Consider the following 1,284-nt stretch of genomic DNA (forward strand, 5'->3'; position numbering starts at 1 on the left):
ACTGATTATTTCTAACACCAAATGGCTAATTTAAGAGATATACTCCACTACATTTTGTTGCTGTTTTTTCTCAAATTGGTTAGGGGAACAATTAGCCAAAGTGGAATGTTTTCTTTTTCCATTATAGAAACTACTAATATAGTAATTTATTGCCTTTACAGCTTCATCTCTTGTTTTAAAACGTCTCCTGTAAATTAAATCTTTTTTGATTGTGGCATGGAATGATTCAATGCAAGCGTTATCGTATGGGTCACCTTTTCTACTCATGCTTATTTGTACTTTCTGTTCCTTCAAGATATTAATGTAATCATGCGAACAATATTGAGAGCCTTGATCAGAATGGTGAAAAAGCCCTTCTTCGGGCTGTCTTGAAACAATCGCCATATTTAATGCTTGTATGGATAACTCCTTTTTCATGTGAGAAGCAAGACTCCACCCTACAATTTTTCTAGAGAATAAATCCATAATCGACGATAAGTACAGCCATCCTTCCAACGTCCAAATATATGTAATATCAGCTACCCAAACCTTATTGGGTTCCTCTACATCAAATTGTCTGTTAAGAAGGTTAGGATAAATATGTAAATCATGATTGGAATCTGTAGTAACTACGTACTTTTCTATTGGAGTAGCTCTTAAACCCATTTCCTTCATCATTCGTGCCACTGTTTTTTGCGAAATAATATAACCCCACTCCACTAGGTCATCGTGAACTCTAGGGCTCCCATAAGTTCCGTAACTCTCATGAAAAGATTTACTAATTTTTTGTTGAATCTCTAAACGGTAATTTACCTTCTCAGAAAAAGGATTTTTTTGGATCTTTAGCCACTTATAGTACCCACTAGTTGATACTTCTAGAACTTTGCACATCTTCCACACAGCGTATTCATCTGAGTGGGCTTGAATGAAGGCATAAATTACTTTTGGCTTTTTGTGAAGATGTGCATGGCCTTTTTTAGGATTTCATTTTCCTCTCTTAACTGTTCTAGTTCCCTTTCGTGTTGTTTCTTAAGCTCTTCCAGTTCTTTTGGTGTAACATAATCTGTCTTTTTACTGTTCAATTTCTCCCTGAATGCCTTAACCCAGATAATGAGGGTCTTATATGGGATCTCAAGCTCGTAGGCAACTTCTGTTGCTTTTCTGCCTTCCTCCACAACTAACTTTGAAACATACTCTTTGTATTCTTGTGAATGATGCTTCCCCATGTGAACACGTCCTTTTAAATATTGATTCAATTATAAACTAAATCTCATTTTCCGGTGTCCACTTTTAAGACTAACCTCA

2 protein-coding genes are annotated in these 1,284 nt (G+C 35.7%); both read right to left on the reverse strand.

The features are described from left to right. Window positions 1-30: 30 nt before the first annotated feature. Entirely contained in the window at window positions 31-918 is an 888-nt protein-coding gene (locus V7112_RS22285) for an IS3 family transposase (protein WP_335423891.1), read from the reverse strand. Then, the gene (locus V7112_RS22290) at window positions 918-1,205 is read right to left on the reverse strand and encodes a transposase (RefSeq protein ID WP_335423889.1); all 288 of its coding nucleotides are present in this window, start codon (window positions 1,203-1,205) and stop codon (window positions 918-920) included. The genes V7112_RS22285 and V7112_RS22290 overlap by 1 nt, the downstream gene beginning before the upstream one ends. Between the last annotated feature and the right edge of the window lie 79 nt (window positions 1,206-1,284).

It is taken from the genome of Bacillus sp. JJ1566, assembly GCF_036962685.1.
Lineage (GTDB): Bacteria > Bacillota > Bacilli > Bacillales > Bacillaceae_L > Ferdinandcohnia.

Excerpts from the sequence above, each read along its gene's own strand:
- V7112_RS22290 (WP_335423889.1), bottom strand. The coding sequence starts at position 1,205 with ATGGGGAAGCATCATTCACAAGAATACAAAGAGTATGTTTCAAAGTTA.